Origin of the sequence: Qipengyuania vesicularis (assembly GCF_019711415.1) — a bacterium.
Taxonomy (GTDB): Bacteria; Pseudomonadota; Alphaproteobacteria; order Sphingomonadales; family Sphingomonadaceae; genus Qipengyuania; species Qipengyuania vesicularis.
Genome location: NZ_JAIGNJ010000001.1, coordinates 593,207 through 611,441, shown reverse-complemented (window position 1 = coordinate 611,441; position 18,235 = coordinate 593,207). Strand labels below are relative to the sequence as shown.

At 63.6% G+C, this 18,235-nt stretch carries 16 protein-coding genes and 1 riboswitch; of the genes, 12 read left to right on the top strand and 4 right to left on the bottom strand.

Features of this window, described 5'->3' with window-relative positions:
• Positions 1-129: 129 nt before the first annotated feature.
• The 5 genes from K3146_RS13605 (at position 130) to K3146_RS03100 (ending at position 6,075) form a co-directional block, all read left to right on the top strand.
• Positions 130-1,302 (top strand): GGDEF domain-containing protein, encoded by a 1,173-nt coding sequence (locus K3146_RS13605; RefSeq protein WP_221544719.1) that lies wholly within the window; start codon positions 130-132, stop codon positions 1,300-1,302.
• 192 nt (positions 1,303-1,494) lie between these two features.
• Positions 1,495-2,418, top strand: a complete 924-nt coding sequence (locus tag K3146_RS03115) for a lysozyme (RefSeq protein WP_247710992.1) — start codon at positions 1,495-1,497, stop codon at positions 2,416-2,418.
• An 89-nt stretch (positions 2,419-2,507) separates the two neighbouring features.
• On the top strand, positions 2,508-3,050 hold the full coding sequence (gene thpR / locus K3146_RS03110; RefSeq protein ID WP_221544718.1) for an RNA 2',3'-cyclic phosphodiesterase: 543 nt from the start codon (positions 2,508-2,510) through the stop codon (positions 3,048-3,050).
• Positions 3,047-3,676, top strand: coding sequence for a hypothetical protein (locus K3146_RS03105; RefSeq protein ID WP_221544717.1), 630 nt, complete (start codon positions 3,047-3,049; stop codon positions 3,674-3,676). The genes thpR and K3146_RS03105 overlap by 4 nt, the downstream gene beginning before the upstream one ends.
• Positions 3,677-3,828: 152 nt before the next feature.
• Positions 3,829-6,075 carry a M3 family metallopeptidase gene (locus K3146_RS03100; protein ID WP_221544716.1) on the top strand — a complete coding sequence of 749 codons (2,247 nt, stop codon included), beginning with the start codon at positions 3,829-3,831 and terminating at the stop codon, positions 6,073-6,075.
• 81 nt (positions 6,076-6,156) lie between these two features.
• Here K3146_RS03100 and K3146_RS03095 read toward each other — a convergent pair whose 3' ends face one another.
• Genes K3146_RS03095 through K3146_RS03080 form a run of 4 tightly spaced genes read right to left on the bottom strand, consistent with a single transcriptional unit; the run spans position 6,157 to position 10,590 of the window.
• Entirely contained in the window at positions 6,157-6,879 is a 723-nt protein-coding gene (locus K3146_RS03095; protein WP_221544715.1) for an ABC transporter ATP-binding protein, read from the bottom strand.
• A complete protein-coding gene (locus K3146_RS03090; RefSeq protein WP_221544714.1) occupies positions 6,876-7,829 on the bottom strand; it encodes a FecCD family ABC transporter permease in 954 nt (317 codons plus the stop codon). Before K3146_RS03090 ends, K3146_RS03095 begins: the two co-directional genes overlap by 4 nt.
• A complete protein-coding gene (locus K3146_RS03085) occupies positions 7,826-8,635 on the bottom strand; it encodes an ABC transporter substrate-binding protein (protein ID WP_221544713.1) in 810 nt (269 codons plus the stop codon). Before K3146_RS03085 ends, K3146_RS03090 begins: the two co-directional genes overlap by 4 nt.
• A complete protein-coding gene (locus tag K3146_RS03080; RefSeq protein WP_345723610.1) occupies positions 8,632-10,590 on the bottom strand; it encodes a TonB-dependent receptor plug domain-containing protein in 1,959 nt (652 codons plus the stop codon). The genes K3146_RS03085 and K3146_RS03080 overlap by 4 nt, the downstream gene beginning before the upstream one ends.
• A gap of 87 nt (positions 10,591-10,677) precedes the next feature.
• Positions 10,678-10,845: riboswitch (cobalamin riboswitch) on the bottom strand.
• 174 nt (positions 10,846-11,019) lie between these two features.
• Between K3146_RS03080 and K3146_RS03075 the strand changes: the two genes are divergently transcribed.
• From K3146_RS03075 to K3146_RS03045, 7 genes are all read left to right on the top strand, one after another.
• Positions 11,020-11,352 carry a hypothetical protein gene (locus tag K3146_RS03075; RefSeq protein ID WP_221544712.1) on the top strand — a complete coding sequence of 111 codons (333 nt, stop codon included), beginning with the start codon at positions 11,020-11,022 and terminating at the stop codon, positions 11,350-11,352.
• A 298-nt stretch (positions 11,353-11,650) separates the two neighbouring features.
• A complete protein-coding gene (gene mdh, locus K3146_RS03070; RefSeq protein WP_221544711.1) occupies positions 11,651-12,613 on the top strand; it encodes a malate dehydrogenase in 963 nt (320 codons plus the stop codon).
• Complete coding sequence (locus K3146_RS03065) at positions 12,610-12,906, top strand: hypothetical protein (protein WP_221544710.1); 297 nt, start codon at positions 12,610-12,612, stop codon at positions 12,904-12,906. Before mdh ends, K3146_RS03065 begins: the two co-directional genes overlap by 4 nt.
• A 16-nt stretch (positions 12,907-12,922) precedes the next feature.
• A complete protein-coding gene (gene sucD / locus K3146_RS03060) occupies positions 12,923-13,813 on the top strand; it encodes a succinate--CoA ligase subunit alpha (RefSeq protein WP_221544709.1) in 891 nt (296 codons plus the stop codon).
• A gap of 33 nt (positions 13,814-13,846) precedes the next feature.
• Entirely contained in the window at positions 13,847-16,660 is a 2,814-nt protein-coding gene (locus tag K3146_RS03055) for a 2-oxoglutarate dehydrogenase E1 component (protein ID WP_221544708.1), read from the top strand.
• A gap of 28 nt (positions 16,661-16,688) precedes the next feature.
• Complete coding sequence (odhB, locus tag K3146_RS03050) at positions 16,689-17,918, top strand: 2-oxoglutarate dehydrogenase complex dihydrolipoyllysine-residue succinyltransferase (protein WP_221544707.1); 1,230 nt, start codon at positions 16,689-16,691, stop codon at positions 17,916-17,918.
• An 11-nt stretch (positions 17,919-17,929) separates the two neighbouring features.
• Positions 17,930-18,235 (top strand): hypothetical protein, encoded by a 306-nt coding sequence (locus K3146_RS03045; RefSeq protein ID WP_221544706.1) that lies wholly within the window; start codon positions 17,930-17,932, stop codon positions 18,233-18,235.

The window sequence follows — 18,235 nt, the reverse complement described above, 5'->3', positions numbered from 1 at the left end:
CCATCATGTTAACAAATTCGCCGGTCCCCGCTCTCCTTGGGGATCGGCGAAAAATTAACTGCATGCGGCATTTTGTTAAGGATTTCGGCTTACCTCGACCCTGACGAAAGGAGATCTCGAGAGAAGGCCGTGGCCGAACCGTCCAATCCTGTCACTCCCCGCCCCGGCGAGGGAGCGCATGCTGTCGATCCGCACGAGGTTCGGCAGGAGACAATGATCGCCATGCTCGAGCGCGAGCGTCGCTCGCTGACATCCAGCCTGCTGGCCCTCTCCATCCTGGCCGCCTCCTTCGCATTCTACTCCGCGCCGGGCCTCTTCTTTGGCCTTCTGGCGCTGCGCTTGCTGTCGTTCCTCATAACCCGCAATGCGGCACGCCACCTTCTCGACTCCGTCCGGCACAAGCGCGACCCATTCTGGCCGCAAGCGCTGATGGTGGTCTCGATGGCGTTCACGGGCGTCACGCTGGGCCTCCTGCTGGTCCCGCCCCCGCCCGGCTCCCCCTTCGGGGCGACGCTGATGGCGCGCGCAACCGTGCTGATCGCGGTGACGCTCATCGCTGTGACGCTGGCGGCCATGCGAGCTCCGCGCGATGCGATGTTGCTCAGCTTTTGCGGGACGGTCTGCGCCTCGCTGTGGGTATTCCCGGAGGTGGCAGAACCGGCCATCGCACTTGTGGCCGTGCTGGTGGTGATCGGGATCCGCGTCTATTCCGAGAATGCCGGACACCACATCGTCGCCGCGGCGCGCGTCCTGGTGGAGAACCGCCAATTGTCCGAAGATCTTGCAGAGGCGCTGGCGCATGCCGAATATCTCAGTGCCCGCGATCCGCTGACCGGACTATTCAACCGCCGCAAGCTGTTCGAACAGCGCGAGAACGCGGCACGTGGCGGCCAGCGCCAGATCCTCACGATCGATCTCGACCGTTTCAAGGCCATCAACGACAGGTTCGGCCATAGCGCAGGCGACAGGGTCCTCGTGGCGACCGCCGATCTCATCCGCGAGCAGATCTGGAACCTGGACGGCGACGAGCACCTCGGTTTTCGCCTGGGCGGGGAAGAATTCCTGATCATTCTCGACCAGATCGACAGCGACCAGGCTCGCAGCTTCGCCGAGGGCCTGCGCGAGAAAATCGCAGCACTCTCCGAGCGCGAGAATGGTCTCGAAGCCGCCACGATCACCGCCTCGATCGGCATCGCGCGCTGGTATCCCGGCGAGGAACTCGACGAGGCACTCCAGCGCAGCGACCTTGCCTGCTACGAGGCCAAGCACGCCGGCCGCAACCAGGTCCGCGCGGCTGCCTGATCCACCGCTCCGAGCCCGCGATATGTGGCGCAGGGGCGACGAAACGTGGACCTATCGGGCCCATCCAACCGTTGAATAGGCAAACAGGGCAAAACCCGCGCATTCCCGTGTGAATGGCGGAACCGGCCCTCCCGGGGAGCGAAATCGCGCTCCACCGGCTGCAATTCAGACGATTCGAAGGCGCACAACACGATGTCAGACCAGGACAAAGCCATTTCGGGCGCACCGCCACGCGATCCGCAATACAGTCCGCAACCACAGCCCCCGATCCAGAGCGAGCGACTAAAGGCACTGCTCAAGGACCTGGGACGGCCGCTGGACGACGAAAAGTGGACATCCACCCCGCATGCAGGCCAGCAAAAAGGTGCGCGCGCTTTCCTGCGCCGCATTCGCAGGCATCGCGCACATCGGCGCGAATTGAAGCGGGCGCGTCGCGCTGCGGCGAGCGTGTACAAGGTCAAACCCCGGCTCTCCACACGCAAGCGCGCGTCGCTGATGATGGGCGCGGGCGCGATGAGCCTTGCCGCTTTCACCGCACCACCCACCCAGAGTGCCGCTTCCGTCGACATGACCCGCTTCACCGTGGCTGCCCCCGCTGAAGACTTGCGCATGAATGCCGCCCGTCTATCTGCAAGCGACGAGTTCAAGCAGGCGCTGATCGAGGAAGAAGGCGTGCGCTACACGGTTTACCGAGACGTAGCAGGCTATCCCACGGTCGGGGTCGGACACTTGGTCCGCCCGGCAGATAATCTGCGCGTGGGCGACCGGATCAGCGACGAACAGGTACTGGAGTTCCTCGAACAGGATCTTGCGACTGCCGAACGGGGCGTGCGCACCCTAGTGGGGGATCTGCCGCTCCACCAGCACGAATTCGATGCCCTTCTCGACCTTGTCTACAATGTCGGTCTCGGGAATGTTTCGGAACGGAAGAGCCCGCGCCTCAACGCCGCAATCGAGGCGCGCGACTACGAAGCCATCGCCAGCGAGCTCGACTACACGCATGCCGCCGGTAAGGTCGCGCGCGGCCTGGAATTCCGATCCGAACGCAGGGCCAAGATCTTCATGAATGCCTCTTACGAAGATCCGCGAGAAGCCGCCGATACGGCATCTTCCTGAGCCAACATCACGAGCGGGCTGGCGCGCAGCCCGCTCGTCGTGCAAAGAGCCCGCCCAACACCAGACGGCCCGCCCGACGGGCATGACCCATGAGCCACCGCCTCTTTTTCGGTATCCGCCCTCCGCTTACAATCCGCGAGAAGCTGCTCGACCTCATGGTCGGCATCGACAATGCCCGCTGGCAAGATGACGACCAGCTGCACCTGACCCTCAGATATATCGGCGAGATCGAGACCCACCGGGCCGACGATATCGCCGAAGCCGCACAGGCCATTCGCTTCGAACCGTTCGAGCTTCACATCGCAGGGTGCGGATTTTTCGAACGAAAGGGTGTCCCGCGGATCGCCTATGCCACGATAACTTCGTGCGAGCCGCTCGTTCGGCTGCATCGCAAGATCGACCGCATCTGCACCAAGGCCGGGGCGGAGCCTCTGGACCACCCCTTCGTGCCGCATATCACCCTTGCACGCCTCAACAGCTCCGCTGGACCGGTCGGACCATTCCTTTCCCGAAACGTCGATGTCGCGCTTGGTCCCTGGACTGTGGAAGAGTACGTTCTCTACGAGAGCACCCTGCGCGAAGAGGGTTCTCTCTACGAACCTGTCGTCACCTACACTGCCGCCGGAAAATGATAGCAAGAACCGCCACTTATGCACTGTTTCTCGGAGGCTCTCTCTCGGCCTGCTCTCCGGTTGCGGATGCTGATCCGGACCGGGAAGAACTGCTTGCGACCGTAGAAGCCGCGGCAAGCCCCGATCCGGCGGAAAACTGCCTCTTGATGGTGTGGTCCGGGCAGGAGGAACCCGATGTCGAGTTCGACCGCGCCCACGACAGCGTGGAGGGCGGCGCCATTTCCTGCGCCACCGGCACCAGCCCGAGCCAGTTCGAGGCTGCGATCTCCGCCCTGCGCGATGCCGCACAAAGCGGTAACAAGGCTCGGGTGCTCGAGCAGATCGGAATCCCGCTGCTCTACATCGACAGCACCGGCGAGCGGCGCGAACTGAGCGAGGATCAGGTTGAAGAGCTATTCGACGAGGTCTTCGACGACCGCGTGATGGACATGCTGCAGAGACTCGATCTGTCGCAGATGACCGTCGAAAGGGACCAGGGCGCATTCTTCGAACTGGGATCGCTATGGCTGGTGGTTGACGATACCGGTCGACCGCGAGTGATGACCGTAAACCGGCAGGCGCTGGAAGAAGCGGCGATTGCCGCTCGGGACCAGACAGAGCGCGGTGAAGGCAAGCCAATCGACTAGCCGTCGAAGTCGTCCGTCGATTGGTCCGGATCATTTCCTGACTACGACTTGCGCAAAGCGTTCACTTGCGCTTCAAGCCGCTGGTCGCAAATGCAACCAACTCGTGCCGCGAAACGTTGGTTATCGCAGAAGCATAGAAAATTGGAGACATCATGAAGGCCCACATCCTGGCCACGACTGCCGCAGCCGCCCTTCTTTCAGCCTGCACCACTGCCCCGGGAGGAGAAATGGACCCGATCGCCGACGCTGACGTCGCAGCCGATGTCGCCATTCCCGAAGGCACCGGATACTTCGCGTCGGACAGCACGTTGCCGTTCAAGACGCCCGATTTCAACGCGATCTCGGAAGACGATTACCTGCCTGCATTCGAGCAGGGGATGGCGATCCACAAGGCCGAGATCGAGGCGATCAAGGCCAATCCCGCCGCGCCGACATTCGAGAACACCATCGTCGCCATGGAAAAGTCCGGCCGTATGCTCGGCCGCGTAGCGCGCGTGTTCTTCGCCCTGACCGGTTCGAACACCACCGACCGCCTGGACGAGATCAACACCGAGATCAGCCCCAAGCTGACGGCCCACAACGACAGCATCACGCTCGATCCGGAACTCTTCGCCCGCGTGAAGGCCGTCTACGACAACCGCGCCGCAATGACGATGACGCCGGAAGACGCGACGCTGCTGGAAAATACATATGACAGCATGGTCCAGGCAGGCGCCCTCCTGACCGAAGCCCAGCGTGAGCGGGTCAAGGCAATCAACTCAGAGCTTTCTACGCTGACCACCGAGTTCGGCCAGACCGCACGCGCCGCCATGTCGGACCAGCCGGTCATCTTCGACAACCGCAGCGATCTTGCCGGCCTGTCGGATGCCGACATCAAGTCCGCAGCCGATCTGGCCGACGAGGAAGGCCATCCCGGCAAATACGCCATCGCGCTGCAGAACACGACGCAGCAGCCCCTGTTGCCGAGCATGACGAACCGCGCCGCTCGCGAGAAGCTGTTCAAGGCAAGCTATCACCGCGCAGACGGGACGACCGACATCGACACGCGCTTGCTGATCGCCAAGATCGCAGAGCTGCGCGCCGAGAAGGCTGCCCTGTTCGGCAAGCCCGACTGGGCGAGCTACACCATGTGGGATCGCATGGCAGAAAAGCCCGAAACTGCGCTCGGCTTCATGGAAGCCATGGTCCCTGCCCTCGCCGCGACGCAGCGCCGCGAAGCAGCCATGCTCAACGCCGCGATTGCAGCCGATGGCGGCGATTACGAAGTGAAGCCGTGGGACTGGTATCGCTATGCCAACCGCATCAAGGCCGAGCAGTACGAACTCGATGAAGATGCGATGATGGAATACTTCCAGCTCGACAAGGTGCTGGAAGACGGCGTGTTCTACATGGCCGAGAAGCTCTACGGCCTGACCTTCGAGCGTCGGACCGACCTGCCGACCTATCACCCGGACGTGTGGACCTACACCGTGTTCGACCGTGACGGTTCGGAACTCGGCCTGTTCTACTTCGACCCGTTCCAGCGCCCCTCCAAGCGTGGTGGCGCATGGATGAGCAACTTCGTCGAGCAGAGCCACGAATGGGGCACCAAGCCGGTAATCTACAATGTGCTCAACGTGCCCAAGGCGCCCGAAGGCGAAGTCCAGTTGATGAGCTACGACTGGGTCAATACGACCTTCCACGAATTCGGCCACGCACTGCACGGCTTCTTTGCCGACCAGCGCTACGAAAGCCTCTCGGGCACCGCAACGGCGCGCGACTTCGTTGAATATCCGAGCCAGGTCCACGAGATGTGGGCGACCTGGCCCGAGATCCTCAAGAACTACGCCTTCCACTATGAAACCGGCGAACCGATCCCGGTCGAGATGATCGAGAAGATCGAAGCCGCGTCGAAGTTCAACCAAGGTTACGATTTCGGCGAAGTGGTCGAAGCCGCCTTGCTCGACATGAAGTGGGCTGCGCTGTCGAAGGAAGAGGCTGCAGCGCTCGACACGCCGGAGAAGGTTTCTGCCTTCGAACGCCGGTCGCTGGAAGAGCTCGGTCTCGAGATCGATCTCGTGCCGCCGCGCTATCGCAGCACTTACTTCAACCACGTCTTCAGCAATCCGACCGGCTATTCGGCAGGCTACTACAGCTACCTGTGGACCGAGATGCTCGACCGTGACAGCCGCAAGTGGTTCATCGAAAACGGCGGCTTGACGCGCGAAAACGGCGATCATTATCGCGCCACCGTGCTCAGCCGCGGCGGGACGATGGATTACTTCCAGATGTTCCAGAACTTCGCGGGCCGTGCGCCCGACGTGACCCCGATGCTCGAAGCGCGCGGCCTTGTTGCCGGCGACGAGGCTTCGGACAGCGAGGTTTCGGACGGTCAGCTGCCCGCTTCCGCGACGAAGTAAGCGCAGCGAAAGCTGAAAGAAGGGCGGGCCTTGCGGTCCGCCCTTTTTGTTTGCGCGGATAGATTTCCCTCGCCGCGACCCTCAGGATGTCGCGAGGGCTTTCCTTCCTGCGTCGCCGAGCCAGCGCGTCTCGACGCCCCAAACCTTGCCGATCAGTGCGGAGGACAAGGCCTCTTCGGGTGCGCCATCGGCGGCCAGCCTGCCTTCGTTAAGCACCAGCACGCGGTCGGCGTGGTTCATCGCCACCGCAAGGTCGTGCAGCACCACTACAACGCCCCTACCCGCCTGCGCAGCCTTGCGCAGATGCCCGACCAGCGCCGCCTGATGCGCGAGATCGAGGGCTGCGAGGGGTTCGTCGGCGAGGATCCAACCGGGCTCGCCTGCCAAGACGCGCGCCAGCAGGACCCTCGCCTGCTCTCCTCCGGAGAGCGTCTGCGCCCGGCGGTGCTCGAAACCTTTAAGGTCCAGCGCGTCCAGTGCGGCCTCGACCGGCTCGACTGCAGCGTCGCGCCATGGAATACGACCCAACTCGACAATCGAACGAACGCTCACGTCCCATGCGATCTCCGGCGATTGCGGTAGATAGCCTACACAGCGCGCGCGTTCTGGTGAGGACGGCAAAGCTGCGCCGTCGAGCCGAACTTCACCTGCATCAATCTCCAGCAAGCCTGCGAGAGCCTGCAGGAGCGAAGACTTGCCAGCACCATTCGGTCCGCAAATTGCCGTGATCTGTCCCGCCTGGAGCGAACACGAAATACCCGCGAGCCGCTCCGTCAGCACCAAATTGCGCGCTTCTAGCGTCATGCCAGCCCCTTCCGCATGCGTAGCAGCAGCCAGAGGAAGAAGGGCGCGCCGAGCAGGCTGAGCGCGATGCCGAGCCTCAGTTCGGTGACCAGCGGCAGGATGCGCACCACGCTGTCTGCAACCAGCACCAGGAGCGCACCCGCGAGCGCGCTCGGCACGATCAATTGCGAGGGCCTGCGGTCGGTCAGCGGGCGTACGAGATGCGGGACGATCAGGCCGACGAAGCCGATGATGCCCGCAACGGCCACACTCGCGCCCACGGTCAGGCCAATTCCGAGGATGAGAAGCCAGAGCAGGCGCGATGTATCGATGCCGAGCGAGCGCGCAACCGGCTCCCCGAGCGTCAGCGCGTCGAGTGAGCGGCCCGTGCGCCAGAGCAGCAGGATCCCCAGCGAGACCAGCGGTGCGGCCAGCCAGACCTCCCGCCAGCTGCGGTCGGTCAGCGCGCCGTTGAGCCACAGCACGATCTCGCTCATGGCAAAGGCATTGGGTGCCATGCTGATCGCCAGAGCCGTGAGCGCCCCCGCGAGGCTCGCCACCATCAGTCCCGCGAGGGTGAACAGCGCAATACCGCCGGTGCGTCCGGCAATCGCAGCGAGCAGCGCCATCGCCCCGCCGGCGCCGATAAGGGCGAAGAGCGGGAGCAGCCACGCACTGGCAGTGTAACCGAACCACAGCGCCACTACCGCACCCAGCGCTGCTCCCGGCGCGATGCCGAACAGGCCGGGATCGGCAAGCGGGTTGCGCAGGTAACCCTGCATCGCGGCGCCTGCCGCACCCAGCCCGCCACCCACGATGATCGCCAGCAGCGCCCGCGGCAGGCGCAATTCCCCTAGGATCAGCGCGGCATTGGGCGTGCTCGCCGGGTCGATCCACACGCGCCCCGCGAGCAGCGAGAGCGGCAGGGCTAGCGCAAGCAGCACCGCGAAGGTAAGCGTCGCGCGGTTCACGAGGCATTCTCGCGAATTTTCGCCAGCCTCTCGGCCGCGCGGATGATCGTCGGGCCTCCGCAGTAGATCAGGCGGGTATCGAATCCTTCGCGTCTCATGTCCGAAATCTGGTCGAGAACGGGATGCCGCTGCCCCGCCTCGTTTCCAGCGACAAGCAGGACTTCAGGTGGATCGGCGACGACCTGCTCGAGCGAGAGATAGTCTGCCTGCGCTAGGCCCCGCGCAGATCCATAACTGGAGAAGCCAGTGCGCCGCAGAAGGTCACTCACCAGCGAGGCTTCGCCCGGGACGATCCCGCCCGGCTGCCACAGTGCCGCTTCGATTGGCTGGCCGGAAACCGAAGCCGAAGCCAGCGCCAGTTCGATATCGCGGACGAGGTCTTCGCTCTCTTCCGCCCGGCCTGCCAGTGCAGCGAGCTCGCGGATCTGCGCGATACTGTCCTCGACCGTCGCCGTGCCGCCGAAGGTCACGACCCGCAGGCCGAGGTCTTCGAGCGCCGCGCGCGTTGCAGGGCCGATGAAAGCGCTCGCCACGACCACATCGGGGTCGAGCGCGAGCACTTCTTCCACCGTGCCGCCTGTCGCCCGGTAGCGTGCCGCGTCCTCCGGCTCCATCGAACTCGAAGACGGGTCCTTGCTGTAATGCGAAATTGCGAGCAGTTGCCCCGGCGCAGCGACCTCGGCGAGGATGGCGTCGGTGCAGGGATTGAGGCTGACGATGGTCGGATGGTGCCCCGTGCGCTCGCGTGCTTCGCCCTGCGCGCACCCGGCGAGCAGGATGGCGAGCAGGGGCGCCAGCCTGATCACATCTGCGCCCTCACGCCGACGAATACCCCGCGTCCGGGCGTGCCGTATCCGGCGACGGTCTGGTAGGTTTCGTCGAAGACATTCTCGACCCGGCCGAACAGCTCGAGGTGCTCGCCCACATCCTGCGACGCGCGCAGATCGAGCACTTCGTATCCGTCGAGCCGCGTGAAGTTCCCTGCCTCGTCAAAGCTGGCCCCAACGACCCGCAGGTCTGCACCGAGAGACAAACCGAAATCGCTGGTCCAGTCGGCGAACAGCGTGCCGGAGTACCGCGGTCGACGCGCGAGGCGATTGCCGGTCTCGCGGTCCTCGGCGTCGACAAAGCTGTAGACACCCGACAACCGCAGCCCCTCGGCAATATCCGCGCCGAGCTCGGCTTCGATGCCCTGTGCGCGGGCCTTGCCCGTGTTGTCGTAGTAGCCGAACCGGCCATCGTTGCAGATCGCGGGAGGAGTGGCGACGAAGCAGGAGGCAAAGCCAATCAGCTCCTCGCTATCCCGGCGAAATCCCGTAAGCGCGAAATGAAGTCCTCTGCCTCGCTGCCCCTTCTCGATACCGAGATCGAAGCTGGTGCTGCTTTCGGGTTCAAGTTCGGAATTCCCGAAGTCGGAGAACAGCTGGTAGAGCGTAGGCGCCTTGTAGCCTTCGCCGATACTCGCGCGAACGCGCAAGTCGCCTTCGAAGCCGTAGCTCACGTCGCCCCCGAAGCTCACGACCGTATCGAAGTCTTCCGGACTGTCGACGCGCGCACCCAGATGGGCGGCGAGATTGCCCATGACCCAGCCGAGCTGCGCATAGGCTCCGGTCGTGCTGGTCTCGGCGGGAGCATCGAAATTTGTGTCGAAATCGCTCCACTCGTGTTCGCCGCCAAACGCCAGCGCGAGGCCGCCGAGCAATCGGTATTCGCCTCGAGATGCGAGCCGTTCGCTGCGGCCTTCGCTGGCGAAGCTGACCGAGCCATCGCCGGTACGATTGGTTCGTTCGGTATCCGACAGGCTGAAGCTCGCGCGCAGGGTCAGGTCGTTGCCGTAGTAGGCCAGACCCACATCGCCCCAATGCCGCGTCGTTTTCTGGGTGTCGTCACTATCGACCAGGCCGAAAGGCGGCGAGAAGGAGAAGCCGTCGATTTCCAGATCGCCCTCGCTGAAATTGGCATGGGCAAAGGCCTCGAGTTCGGGCGTGAGGTCGACGAAGGCCACCGCGCCGAGCGCGAACTGTTCGAAGCGGTCGTCCTCGGTGCCGTCGGCCGCGGCGGAAAAGCCGCGGGTTTCGAACCATGAGCCGGTCAGGCCCAGGTAGAGCCCGTCCTCGTCCACGCCCGCCGCAGCGCTGGCGAACAGCGTGTCACGCGCACCATATTCGATCGAACCCTTCAGGCCCGTTTCCGCGCGAGTGCTGATGTCGATCACCCCGCCGACGGCATCCGAACCCCAGATCGTGCTGTTCGAGCCGCGCAGGATGTCGAGCTTGCCCGCCGTGCCGGTGAGCAAATTGCCAAAGTCGAATCCTCCTGCGGGGGAAGCCTGGTCGGCCACGCGCACACCGTCGACCAGCACCAGCACCTGTTCGGAATTGGCCCCACGGATGTTTACTCCGGTGAAGCTGCCTGTGCCGCCATTGCGCGACAAGGTAAGGCCGGGCGAACGCTGCAGAACGCGGGAGATATCCGCACCCTGCACAGCATCGATCTCGTCCGAGCCGATAACGGTCACGGCCTGACCAGTGTTGCGGACATCGGTGCCGAGGCCGGTGGCGGTAACTGTAATGGTCGAAGGCTGGATCCGTTCACCGGAGAAGTAGCAGCAACCGGCGTCATCCAGCTCGCCGGAATCGACAGGTTCGCCTTCCTGCGCTGAGATAATCTCCGCCAGCGCATCCTCGGTCGAGGATTGTGCCAGCGCCTGCGCGGGAACGCACAGCGCCGAAGCACTCAATAAAAACAGATATTTGGTCACATTTCCTCCAGTCACAAGCTATGCCGCTCATGACGGGAGGAGGCGGGATTGCCCCTTCCCCGTTGCCATCGGTACACCCCGCCCGCGGCCGAACGACTGGTAGGGGCAGGTCTCCTGGCTTCCGGATCACCGGCCTCGCCCCGCCTTCCCACCCTTTCGGACAGTGGCACTATGGAGCGCGCCTCACCGGTTACAGTTGCGGGGGCAGCCGCGGCATCGAACCGCGTTCCCTTAACCCTTACCGAGGCGCGACCAATACGCCCGGCGTCCGATTGAGGCAAGAGAGCAAGCTTCGCAAAGCCCCGAGCAACATTTTAATACATCTGCAAGCATGCCGCGGAACGCTTGTTTAGCACCCTCTCCTTATACCTGATGGAACGAGCCGGAGCGCTGGCAAAGACCAGCAAGAACAATGGGGAGCCCGAGCCGATGTCCGTACGTTTTGCGCCTGCGCGCACTGCCGCGCGTTCGCCTATCGCGAAGATCCTGACGCGCGGAGAAATCGGCCCGGTCGCCAATGATCACGATGGACCGGAGGGGACGGGACCGATGAGTGATACGACCAAGGCCGCGCTGCGCCATTTCGCCGAACATGGCCTCAGGGCCGTTCCGGTGGCGCTCAACAACGCGCTGATCGCCGCAACTGCCTCGCATGACGACGACTACCGCTATTGGGTGGGCATCTGCCGCGAGCTCGATGCGAATGCAGCAACCCGGTTCGAAGCCGGGCGCGGAGCCAGCGAAAGCTACCTGATCGGATAGCGGCAGCAAGGGTAGCCCCCGCGCCCATTCCCGGATCATCGAAGATATCGCGCTGGAGGAACCAGAGCGTACGCCCACGCGTCTCCATAATAGCGCTGCGGCTTTTCACCCTTATTGCTATTGCAAACCATTTGCAAAGATAGTTGGCCGCTACGACCTTTTGACGGTTGCAATCCCCTTCCCCCGGGCCTAGGCCGCCTCGCGTAACACCGGGCGCGCGTACCCACGCGGGGCATGCGTGCGCCACCAGCGGTCAGGATAATTCGTCCCGCGAAGCTCGGAAGGACGCTTTTCCCACATGGCACGCAAGAAGATCGCGCTCATCGGCTCCGGCATGATCGGCGGCACCCTAGCCCACCTCGCCGCGAAGAAGGAAATGGGCGACATCGTCCTGTTCGACATCGCCGAGGGCATGCCGCAGGGCAAGGCGCTCGACCTGTCGCAGTGCGGCCCGATCGAAGGTTTCGACGCGAAGATCACCGGCTCGAACGACTATGCCGACATCGCTGGCGCGGACGTCGTGATCGTCACCGCCGGTGTGCCCCGCAAGCCCGGCATGAGCCGCGACGACCTGCTCGGCATCAACCTCAAGGTGATGAAGGCGGTCGGCGAAGGCATCAAGAACAACTGCCCCGACGCTTTCGTGATCTGCATCACCAACCCGCTCGACGCGATGGTCTGGGCGCTGCGCGAATTCAGCGGCCTGCCGCACAACAAGGTCGTCGGCATGGCCGGCGTGCTCGATAGCGCGCGTTTCGCCACCTTCCTCGCCTGGGAATTCGACGTTTCGGTGAAGGACGTGAACGCCTTCGTCCTCGGCGGCCACGGCGACACCATGGTCCCCGTCACCAGCTACACCACGATCAACGGCATCCCGGTGAACGACTTCGCCAAGATCAAGGGCGTGTCGGAAAGCCGCATCGATGAAATCGTCGACCGCACCCGCAAGGGCGGCGGCGAGATCGTCGGCCTGCTCGGCAACGGCTCGGCCTATTACGCGCCTGCCACCAGCGCGATCGCAATGGCGGAAGCCTACCTCGGCGACCAGAAGCGCATCCTGCCCTGCGCCAGCTTTGTCGAAGGCAAGTACGGCCTCGACGGGCTGTATGTGGGCGTCCCGACCATGATCGGCGCAGGCGGCACCGAGGAAGTGATCGAGATCGAACTGTCGGACGAAGAGAAGGCCAACCTCAAGGTCTCGACCGACGCGGTCGAAGAGCTGCTGGAGGCGTGCAAGGGCCTGGACAGCTCGCTGGCGTGATCGAGCTTGTGCTCATCCTGGCAGCGATCGGCGCTGCAGCTTGGGTCCTCGCGACCCGGGCTAATGGCCGGATTGCAATCGGTACGGCCGGCGTCTTTCTCTGCGTCGGCTTAGCCGTTCTCGCGACGCTAGAGTTTGGCCTGGTCTCGGCCCTCGACCCGGCAGTGAATGCGGTCGACGGCGCCTGGAGAGAGCTCGCTTACGCCCTTATTGCTTTTGGCTCGACCGCCTTCGGCCTCGCCATCTTGACCATCAAATTGCTCATTCCCCGAGCCAAGACACACCGGCACTGACTTAGGAGCCTGAAGAATGTCCATCCTCGTCGATAAGAACACCAAGGTCATCACCCAGGGGATGACAGGCAACACCGGCACCTTCCACACGCAGCAGGCGCTCGATTACGGGACGCAGATGGTTGCGGGTGTGACTCCCGGAAAGGGCGGGACGGACCACATCGGCCTGCCGCAGTTCAACACAGTGCGCGAGGCCAAGGCCGAAACCGGCGCGACCGCTTCGTGCATCTACGTGCCGCCACCGTTCGCGGCTGACGCCATCCTCGAAGCGATCGATGCCGAGGTGGAGCTCATCGTCGCCATCACCGAGGGCATTCCCGTGCTCGACATGGTGCGCGTAAAGGCCGCGCTGCGCGGTTCGAACTCGCGCCTGATCGGCCCGAACTGCCCCGGCGTGCTGACGCCCGAAGAATGCAAGATCGGCATCATGCCCGGTTCGATCTTCAAGAAGGGCAGCGTCGGCGTCGTCTCGCGCTCGGGCACGCTGACTTATGAAGCCGTCCACCAGACCACGATGGTTGGCCTCGGCCAGACCACCGCGGTTGGTATCGGCGGCGACCCGGTCAACGGCACCAACTTCATCGACGTGCTCGACCTCTTCCTCGACGACGACGCGACCAAGTCGATCATCATGATCGGTGAAATCGGCGGCAGCGCGGAAGAAGAAGCGGCCGAATTCATCAAGCAGGAAGCTGCCAAAGGCCGCAAGAAGCCCATGGTCGGCTTCATTGCAGGACGCACGGCGCCTCCGGGCCGCCGCATGGGCCATGCAGGTGCGATCGTCTCGGGCGGCCAGGGCGGCGCGGACGACAAGATCGCCGCAATGGAAGCCGCGGGCATCCGCGTCTCGCCCTCGCCCAGCGAACTCGGCACCACGCTCGACGCGATGTTGAAGGAACTGGCGTAACCGCCAAGCGCTCCTTCTCCGAAAGGTACGATAATGGGTAACGAGAGCCAGAATTTCCTGCCCGAAATGGGCGATCAGGAAGGGCCGCAACAAGGCCCCAGCTGGGGCAATCCCAACTGGCTGCAGCAGGTGGTCGACAGCGAGGCGGATTTGACCGCCGCGCTCGACCCCACGCAAATGCGCGAAACCGTGCGCGTGGCTGCCGAGAAGGCGGGCAAGGCGACCGATCCCAAGGCGATCGAACAGGCGGCCGACGACAGCATCAAGGCGATGCTGCTCGTGCGGCTCTACCGTGTTCGTGGCCATCTGGCGGCGGATCTCGACCCGCTCGGCCTCTCGCACCGCGAAGTGCCCGAAGACCTCAAGCTCGAATGGCACGGGCTCGCCGGACAGGAAGCGCGCGAAGTCTATGTCGGCGGCGTTTTCGGCTTCCAGTGGGTCACCGTGGGCGAGCTCTATCGCGTGCTGCGCGAGACCTACTGCGGCAACGTCGGCCTCGAATACATGCATATTTCGGACACGACCGAGCGCCGCTTCCTGCAGGACAAGTTCGAAACCCCCGAAGACACGATCCAGTTCACCGACGAAGGCAAGCGCGCCATCCTCGCCTCGGTGATCCGCGGCGAGGAATATGAGAAGTTCCTCGGCAAGAAATACGTCGGCACCAAGCGTTTCGGCCTCGATGGCGGCGAATCCATGATCCCGGCACTCGAAGCGGTGATCAAGTACGGCGGCCAGCTCGGCGTGCGCGAGATCATCTACGGAATGGCCCACCGCGGTCGCCTGAATGTGCTCGCGAACGTGATGGGCAAGCCTTACAAGGTCATCTTCCACGAATTCTCCGGCGGTTCTTCCAACCCGGACGATGTCGGTGGTTCGGGCGACGTGAAGTACCACCTCGGCACCAGCACCGACCGTACCTTCGACGATATCGACGTGCACATGAGCCTCGTGCCCAACCCTTCGCACCTCGAGGCAGTGAACCCGGTCGTGCTCGGCAAAAGCCGCGCGCAGCAGGCTATCCGCGACGACCTGAAGAAGCACGAGCAGGTCCTGCCCGTCCTCCTCCACGGCGATGCGGCCTTTGCGGGTCAGGGCATCGTGTGGGAGTGTCTCGGCTTCTCGGGCGTGCGCGGTTACAACACCGGCGGCTGCCTGCATTTCGTCATCAACAACCAGATCGGCTTCACCACCAGCCCGCAGTTCGCGCGCTCTTCGCCCTATCCGAGCGATGTCGCCAAGGGTGTCCAGGCGCCGATCCTCCACGTCAATGGCGACGATCCCGAAGCGGTGACCTTCGCCTGCAAGCTGGCGATCGAATACCGCCAGAAGTTCGGCCGCGACATCGTGATCGACATGTGGTGCTACCGCCGCTTCGGTCACAACGAAGGCGACGAACCGAAATTCACCCAGCCGCTGATGTATGACGAGATCCGCAAGCACCCGCGGGTGAGCGAGATCTACTCCAAGCGCCTCGAAAGCGAGGGCGTGATCTCCAAGGGCGATGTGGACACGCTGCGCAAGGAATTCGACCAGCTCCTGGAAGACGAGTTCGCTGCCGCCAAGGATTACAAGCCCAACGAGGCCGACTGGTTCGGCGGACGCTGGGCGGGTCTGAACAAGCCCGCAGATCCCGAAACGGCGCGCCGCAATGTCGAGACCGCGATCGACCAGAAGCTGTTCGACAGCCTCGGCCGCACGCTGACGACTGTCCCCGACGACGTGACGATCCACAAGACGCTCGGCCGCGTGATCGATGCCAAGCGCCAGATGTTCGACAGCGGCGAAGGCTTCGACTGGGCTACCGGGGAAGCGCTCGCCTTCGGCAGCCTCGTGACCGAAGGTTTCGGGGTGCGCCTGTCGGGCCAGGACTCGGGTCGCGGCACATTCAGCCAGCGCCATGCCGTCTGGGTCGACCAGAATACCGAGCAGAAGTATATTCCGCTCACCACGCTGCCGCACGGCAAGTTCGAGGTCTACGACAGCCCGCTGTCCGAATACGGCGTGCTGGGCTTCGAATACGGCTTCGCGATGGCGGACCCGAAGAGCCTCGTCATGTGGGAAGCGCAGTTCGGCGATTTCGCCAACGGCGCGCAGATCATGATCGACCAGTTCATTGCGGCAGGCGAAGTGAAATGGCTGCGCGCGAACGGCCTCGTGCTGCTCCTGCCGCACGGCTACGAAGGTCAGGGCCCGGAACACAGTTCCGCGCGGCTCGAGCGCTTCCTGCAGCTGTGCGCGAACGACAATATCCAGGTCTGCAACATCACCACGCCGGCGAACTACTTCCACGTGCTTCGCCGTCAGATGCTGCGCCCGTTCCGCAAGCCATTGGTCATCATGACGCCCAAGTCGCTGCTCCGCCACCCGCTGGCGAAGTCGAGTGCCGAGGAGTTCATGGGCGACCATCACTTCATGCGCATCAAGTCCGACATGAAGGACATCGACGACAAGAAGGTGAAACGTCTGGTCCTGTGCAGCGGCAAGGTGGCCTACGACCTCATGCAGCGGCGCGACGAGGCGGAGCTCGAGGACGTGTCCATCGTGCGCATCGAACAGCTCTACCCCTTCCCCGGCGAACCGCTGGCCGTGCGTATCGAGCGCATGACCAATCTGGAAGAAATCGTCTGGTGCCAAGAAGAGCCGAAGAACAACGGCGCGTGGTTCTTCGTCGATCGCCTGATCGAGGAAGCGGCCCAAAAAGCCGGCAAGAAGGGCATGCGCCCGACCTACGCCGGTCGCGAAGTCGCCGCATCGCCCGCCACCGGCTATGCCAGCCGCCACCAAGTCCAGCAGGAAGCGCTCGTGAACATCGCGCTCGGCCTGAACGGCGGCGACAGCAACTGATTTAGGCCCGAAGAGGAAAGCAACCATCATGGCCACTGAAATCAAAGTCCCCACTCTCGGTGAAAGCGTTACCGAAGCCTCCATCGGCGAATTGCTGAAGAATGTCGGCGATGCTGTGGCGGTGGACGAACCGATCGTCAGCCTCGAGACCGACAAGGTCGCCGTCGAAGCGCCCTCGCCGGTTGCCGGCGTGATCACCGAGTTCAAGGTTGCCGTGGGTGACACGGTCGAAGTCGGCGCAGTGCTCGCTATCGTCGAGGAAGGCGGCGCCCCTGCCGCCAAGGGCGAAGAAGCCGGGCGTGCCGCCGAGCAGCGTGAAGAGGGCCAGGAAGAGCGCGCCGAAGCCGCGACCTCCGACGCCTCGCAAACGTTGTCGCCTGCGGTGCGCCGCGCCGTGCTCGAGCACGGGGTCGATCCCTCGACCATCAAGGGCACCGGCAAGGACGGCCGCCTGACCAAGGAAGACGTGATCGCCGCCGCCAAAGCCAAGGGCGATCCGGCGCCTGCATCGGCTCCGGCACCTGCAGCTTCAGCTCCCGCCCCGGCTGCGAGTGGCGAACGCCGTGAGGAACGCGTCAAGATGACGCGCATGCGCCAGACTATCGCGAAGCGTTTGAAGGGCGCACAGGACAATGCCGCGCTGCTCACGACTTTCAACGATGTAGACATGAGCGCGGTGATCGAGGCGCGTACGAAGTACAAGGACCTCTTCGCCAAGAAGCATGACATCCGCCTCGGCTTCATGGGCTTCTTCGCCAAGGCCGCCTGCCTTGCGCTGAAGGACGTGCCCGCGGTGAACGCCTATATCGAGGGCGACGAGATTGTCTATCACGACTACGTCGATATCTCGGTCGCCGTTTCGGCCCCCAATGGCCTCGTGGTTCCGGTTATCCGAGACGCGCAGGACAAGGGTTTCGCCCGTATCGAGAAGGACATCGCGGACTTCGGCAAGCGCGCCAAGGAAGGCACGCTGACGATGGAAGACATGAAGGGCGGAACCTTCACTATCTCCAACGGCGGCGTGTTCGGTTCGCTCATGTCGACCCCGATCATCAACCCGCCGCAGAGCGCCGTCCTCGGCCTCCATCGCATCGAGGACCGCCCCGTTGTCGTAAACGGCGAGATCGTCATCCGCCCGATGATGTATATCGCCCTGTCCTACGACCACCGCCTGATCGACGGCCGCGAGGCTGTGACCGCACTCAAGATCATCAAGGAAGCGATCGAAGATCCGACCCGGATGCTGATCGACCTCTAAGGGCAAAGCTCATGAAAAAGCTCGTATTCACCCTGATTAGCCTGACCGCGCTTACCGGCTGCGACGTGGCGACCGACATGGCCGGAGAAGCGATCAAGGGCGAGATCCGGACCCAATATCTCGCGCAATGCGAAGGCATCGCCGAAAATTCGGGTATCGCTGCCGAACGCGTGGGTGCGGCATGCGATTGTTCAGCTGACGAGTTCGCCGAAGACCTAGAAGCGGACGGGCAGTTGCAAGTCGACCAGGCCCGGATCGAAGAAGTACTCAAGATTTGTGTGCAGGACAGCGGAGAAGCCGCGCCTGCGGAGGGATAA